Consider the following 5,869-nt stretch of genomic DNA (forward strand, 5'->3'; position numbering starts at 1 on the left):
AGGAGGGCATCCGTATCAACGCGGTCAGCCCCGGCGCTTCGGACACCTCGATGTCGCTGCGTCCCGGTGAGAGCGTCGAGGACCGGGCGGTACGGATGAAGCAACACTCGCCGCTCGGCCGGGTGTCGGACACCGCCGAGATCGCCGCCGCCGTGCTCTACCTCGCCTCGCCCGCCGCCGCGTCCGTCGTCGGCGCCGATCTGGTGGTCGACGGAGGCGCCGCCGCCTGACTGTCGTACGCGCGTCCGGCCTGGGTAGGGGAGTGACAAGGCAGGCCGCGCGGGACAGACGTACGAGGAGTGCCAGATGGCGAAGACCGGTTGGACCGCGGGGGACATACCCGACCAGAGCGGACGCACCGCCGTGGTCACCGGGGCCAACAGCGGGATCGGCCTGGTCACCGCCCGCGAACTGGCCTATCGCGGCGCCCGGGTGATCCTCGCCTGCCGCAGCGAGACACGCGGCAGAGCGGCCGAAACCGCCATCAACGAGCAAGTACCCAGTGCCCAGGTGGAGTTCAGACCACTGGACCTCGGTGACCTGTCCTCCGTAAGCGAGTTCGCCGCCGGATTCCCTTACGAGCGGCTCGACCTGCTCATCAACAACGCGGGTGTGATGGCGCTGCCGTGCGGAACGACGGCGGACGGGTTCGAGACCCAGTTCGGCGTCAACCACCTCGGACACTTCGCCCTCACCGGGCTGCTGCTCCCCCGCCTCATAGAGACACCGGGGGCGCGGGTCGTCACCCTGAGCAGCGGGATGCACCTGATGGCCAACATAGATCTGGATGACCTCAACAGCGAGCGCTCGTACAGCCGTTGGATCGCGTACGGCCGATCCAAGTCGGCGAATCTGCTCTTCGTCCACGAGCTGGCGAGGCGCTTCGCCGCAGCCGGGTCCGACACCGTGGCGGCGGCCGCGCAGCCCGGTTACGCGAAGACCAACCTCCATACCGCCGGGGTGAGGATGGAGGGCCGCGAAAGGACGGAGCGCGTGGTCGAGGTCGCCAGCCGGATCATTGGCCAGTCGGCGGAGGCGGGAGCACTGCCGACGCTCTACGCGGCGACAGAACCCGGCGTACGGCCCGACTCGTTCACCGGTCCCCGCATCCAGAACTGGCGAGGCTCCCCCACCAGGTCCTGGCGAGCGAAGTGGACCTTGAACGACACGGCGGGCGAGCTGCTGTGGGCCGCGTCCGAAAAGCTCACCAAGGTGCGCTACGACGGCCTCACTTCCTGAGGCCCGGCGCGGACACCCGGCGCGGAGGTACGGGCGGCCCGCGTACCCGTACCCCCTAGGCCCCGTACCCCCTACGCCGTGCCCCGTATCCCGTACGACTCAGCCCTGGCCCTCGACCGCCGCCGGGTCCATCCACATGACCTCCCACTGGTGGCCGTCCGGGTCCTGGAAGGAGCGCCCGTACATGAACCCGAGGTCCTGGATTTCGTTGGCGGGCGAGCCGCCGTTGCCGAGAGCCGCTTCCGTCAGTTCGTCGACCTTCTCCTTGCTCTCGACGCCGAGGCAGATGATCGCCTCGGTGACCTTGGACGCGTCGGCTATGTCCTTCTTCGTGAAGTCCTTGAATCTCGGCTCGGCGAGCAGCATGGCGAAGATGGTGTCGCTGATGACAAGGCAGCCGGTCTGGTCGTCCGAGAACTGGGGGTTGAACGAGTAGCCGAGCTTCTCGAAGAAGGTCCTGGAGGCAGCCAGGTCTTTCACCGGCAGGTTGACGAAGATCATGTTGGCCATGGCCGTCTCTTCTCTGGTCTCTTGGCGTCTTTGGTGTACCTCATGCCGCGCGCCGTATGCGCCGCACCCACCGCCTTCACAGAGACAGACCGTCCGTCCTCGGAAAACTCATCGCTGTTCTTGCCGCAGATCTCGCAAGGCCGCAAGGCCGCAACGCCGCAACGCCGCAACGACGAAGAGACGAGCGCCCCCGCACGGGCCGCCCGCCCCTTCGCTGTGTCCCGGAGCCGCCCGCCGGCCCGGTGAGGGTCAGGGCAGGGCCGGCCGGCGGCTCCGGAGTCGGTGACGCGTACCGCTATCGCGAGTCGCTACCGCTCGACAGCGCCGCCGCGCGGCCCGCCTCCAGTCGCGCCACCGGGATCCGGAACGGCGAGCAGGACACGTAGTCCAGGCCGATCTCATGGAAGAAGTGCACCGATTCGGGGTCGCCGCCGTGCTCGCCGCAGACGCCCATCTTGAGTCCCGGGCGTGTGGCGCGGCCCGCCTCGACCGCGCTCTTCACCAGCGCGCCCACGCCGTCCCTGTCGATCGTCTCGAACGGGGAGACGCCGAAGATCCCCTTCTCCAGGTACGCGGTGAAGAAGCTCGCCTCGACGTCGTCGCGGGAGAAGCCCCAGACGGTCTGGGTGAGGTCGTTCGTACCGAACGAGAAGAACTCCGCGGCTTCCGCGATCTGCCCGGCGGTCAGCGCGGCACGCGGCAGTTCGATCATCGTGCCGAGTGCCAGCTTGAGGCGTACGCCCCGGGCCTTCTCGACCTCGGCGATGACCAACTCGGCCTCGTCACGCACGATTTCCAGCTCCTGGACCGTACCGACGAGCGGAATCATGATCTCGGCGCGGGGATCGCCCTTGGCGTTCTTCCGTTCGGCGGCCGCCTCGGCGATCGCCCGTACCTGCATGGCGAACAGGCCGGGGATGACCAGCCCGAGCCGGACCCCGCGCAGGCCGAGCATCGGGTTCTGCTCATGGAGTTTGTGTACGGCCTGGAGCAGCCGCAGATCGTTCTCGTTGTGGTCCTTGCGCGCCTCGGCCAGCGCGACCCGTACCGACAGCTCCGTGATGTCGGGCAGGAATTCGTGCAGCGGCGGGTCCAACAGCCGTACGGTCACCGGCAGTCCGTCCATCGCCTCGAACAGCTCGATGAAGTCCTTCTTCTGGAGCGGCATCAACGCCTCCAGCGCGTTGACGCGTTCGTCGTCCGTGTCGGCCAGCACCAGCTTCTCGACCAGCGTCCGCCGCTCGCCGAGGAACATGTGCTCGGTGCGGCAGAGTCCGATGCCCTGGGCGCCGAAACGCCGGGCGCGCAGGGCGTCTTCGGCGTTGTCGGCGTTGGCCCGCACCCGCAGCCGCCTGCGCCGGTCGGCGTACGCCATGATCCGGTGGACCGCCTCGACGAGTTCGTCGGCGTCGTCGGCGCCCGCGTGCATCCGGCCCTCGAAGTACTCGACCACCGGCGACGGCACGACGGGCACCTCTCCGAGGTAGACCTTGCCGGTCGAGCCGTCGATGGAGACGACGTCACCCTCCTCCACGACGACACCGCCGGGGGCGGTCATCCGGCGGGACTTGGTGTCGACCTCCAGCTCCTCGGCGCCGCACACACAGGTCTTGCCCATGCCGCGCGCGACAACGGCGGCGTGCGAGGTCTTGCCGCCGCGTGAGGTCAGGATGCCGTTGGCGGCGATCATGCCGTTCAGGTCGTCGGGGTTGGTCTCGCGGCGGATCAGGATGACCTGTTCGCCGGAGCGCGACCACTTGACGGCGGTGTACGAGTCGAAGACCGCCTTGCCGACAGCAGCACCCGGCGAGGCGGCGATCCCGCGCCCGAGCAGGTCGCGCTTCGCGTCGTCGTCGAAGCGCGGGAACATGAGCTGGGCGAGCTGGGCGCCGTTGACCCGCTGGAGCGCCTCGGCCTCGTCGATCAGGCCCTGGTCGACGAGTTGGGTGGCGATCCGGAAGGCGGCGCCGGCGGTGCGCTTGCCGACGCGGGTCTGGAGCATCCACAGCCGGCCGCGTTCGATGGTGAACTCGATGTCGCACAGGTCCCGGTAGTGCGTCTCCAGCGTCTCCATGATCTGGAGGAGCTGGTCGTACGACTTCTTGTCGATGGTCTCCAGATCGGCGAGCGCGACCGTGTTGCGGATGCCGGCGACGACGTCCTCGCCCTGCGCATTCTGCAAGTAGTCGCCGTAGACGCCCTGGTGGCCGCTGGCGGGGTCGCGGGTGAAGGCCACGCCCGTACCGGAGTCGGGGCCGAGATTGCCGAAGACCATCGAGCAGATGTTGACGGCGGTGCCGAGGTCGCCGGGGATGCGCTCCTGGCGGCGGTAGAGCTTGGCGCGCTCGGTGTTCCACGATTCGAAGACCGAGCAGATCGCGAGATCCATCTGTTCGCGCGGGTCCTGCGGGAAGTCGCGGCCCGCCTCCTGGGAGACGATCTGCTTGAACCGCGTGACGAGCTTCTTGAGGTCGCCGGCCTCCAGATCGACGTCGGTGGCGGCCTGCTTCCGCTCTTTGGCCTCCTCCAGCGCCTCTTCGAAGAGCTGGGCGCCCACCCCGAGGACGGTCGCGCCGAACATCTGGATGAGCCTGCGGTACGAGTCCCACGCGAAGCGCTCGTCGCCGGCCTGCGCGGCGAGCCCGGCCACTGAGGCGTCGGACAGGCCGACGTTGAGGACCGTGTCCATCATCCCGGGCATGGAGAACTTCGCGCCGGAGCGTACGGAGACGAGCAGCGGGTCGTCGGGCTGGCCGAGCTTCTTGCCCATCCGGCTCTCCAGGGCGTCGAGGTGCGCACTGACCTCGTCGCGCAGGGCGGCCGGTTCCTTTCCGGTGTCGAGGTAGACCTTGCAGGCCTCGGTGGTGATCGTGAAGCCCGGAGGGACAGGCAGACCGAGGTTGGTCATCTCGGCGAGGTTGGCACCCTTGCCGCCGAGGAGGCCCCTGAGGTCCTTGTTGCCCTCGGGGAAGTCGTAGACGAACTTCACGGCCTTCTCGGTCTTCCCGGATTGCTCGGCATTTTTTTCCGACACAGGTCTCGACTCCTGAGGGACGCGGTGGCTGCCCTGACGGCCAGAACATACCCAGATCGAAGGCGTTCGGGTACGTCCACTTGTCCGTCGTACGGCCTTAACCACTCGTCCGCCACTGGATCGAATGTGCGAGCGGGGTCGGCGACCGCCGCTCACTTCTTCACGCCTCGAAGCGGGCATGGCGTACCCATGACCCTAGTCGCTCTTATGAGCGGTGACAACGACGTCTGAGTTCACTGCTCGAACGCGAGAAGGGTGGCACTGGGTGCCACCCTTCCAGAGATGCACTTATTCACGAGCCGCTCTTCTGAGCGAAACCTTAATCAAACGTGGCGAGAATCACCCGTGAGGCGAGGCCGGCACGCGCCCATTCGGGTGGTCGGGCGACCGGCCGTCGGCACAGTCTCTGTCGGCAACAGTCTCTGTCGGCACAGTCGCCGTCGGCTCACCGTCGGCACAGTCACTCGTCGGCACACTCACTGAGCACCGCGAGGTCCACCTCCTCCAGACTCTCGGCGAAGTACCGCCGCAGGGCGGGACCCACCGGCAGCAGCGACGGCACCACCAGCACCGCGCACCCGGCCGCCTGCGCCGACGCGCTGCCGTCCGGCGAGTCCTCCACGGCGACACACGCGCCCGGCGCGACACCCAGGCGATCCGCCGCCGCCAGGTAGGGATCCGGGTGCGGCTTGGTGCGTACGGTGTCGTCGGCCGACAGCGTGAAGGCGAACCGTACGTCCGCCAGCGAACCGGCGACCACGGAGTCCACCACCGTCCGCGGCGAGGCGCTCACCAGCGCGAACGGCACGCCGGCGCACTCCAGTTCGGCGAGCAGCCGCCGGGCGCCGGGGCGCAGCGGCGCGCCCGCCTCGACGCGCCGGAAGAAGGACCCGGCCAGTTCGGCTGCGACCGTCTCGGTGCGCGCCGTGCCGCCCGTGATCCGCACCAGGTGTTCCGCCGTGTCGGTGACGGCCCGGCCCACGACCTCGGGCGCGTCCGCGTCCGTCAGCCGGTGGCCGAGCCCGCTCGCGACCTCGTCGGCGGTCTCCCACCACAGCACCTCGGTGTCGACGAGGGTGCCGTCCA

General features: G+C 68.7%; 5 protein-coding genes. 2 read left to right on the plus strand and 3 right to left on the minus strand.

All coding sequences use genetic code 11. The annotated features are described in order from the left end of the window. The coding region (locus tag QR77_RS43420) for an SDR family oxidoreductase (protein WP_150130556.1) at positions 1-230 on the plus strand (230 nt) is incomplete at its 5' end. 76 nt (positions 231-306) lie between these two features. Next, complete coding sequence (locus QR77_RS10820) at positions 307-1,239, plus strand: oxidoreductase (protein WP_040021249.1); 933 nt, start codon at positions 307-309, stop codon at positions 1,237-1,239. A gap of 99 nt (positions 1,240-1,338) precedes the next feature. Here the strand turns inward: QR77_RS10820 and QR77_RS10825 are convergent, their stop codons facing one another. The 3 genes from QR77_RS10825 to QR77_RS10835 form a co-directional block, all read right to left on the minus strand. Further along, positions 1,339-1,749, minus strand: a complete 411-nt coding sequence (locus QR77_RS10825; RefSeq protein ID WP_040021251.1) for a VOC family protein — start codon at positions 1,747-1,749, stop codon at positions 1,339-1,341. 295 nt (positions 1,750-2,044) lie between these two features. Further along, entirely contained in the window at positions 2,045-4,738 is a 2,694-nt protein-coding gene (gene ppdK / locus QR77_RS10830) for a pyruvate, phosphate dikinase (protein WP_040027686.1), read from the minus strand. 505 nt (positions 4,739-5,243) lie between these two features. Continuing rightward, the coding region (locus QR77_RS10835) for an HAD family phosphatase (protein ID WP_040021253.1) at positions 5,244-5,869 on the minus strand (626 nt) is incomplete at its 5' end.

The sequence above is a fragment of the Streptomyces sp. 150FB genome (genome assembly GCF_000818195.1).
Lineage (GTDB): Bacteria > Actinomycetota > Actinomycetes > Streptomycetales > Streptomycetaceae > Streptomyces.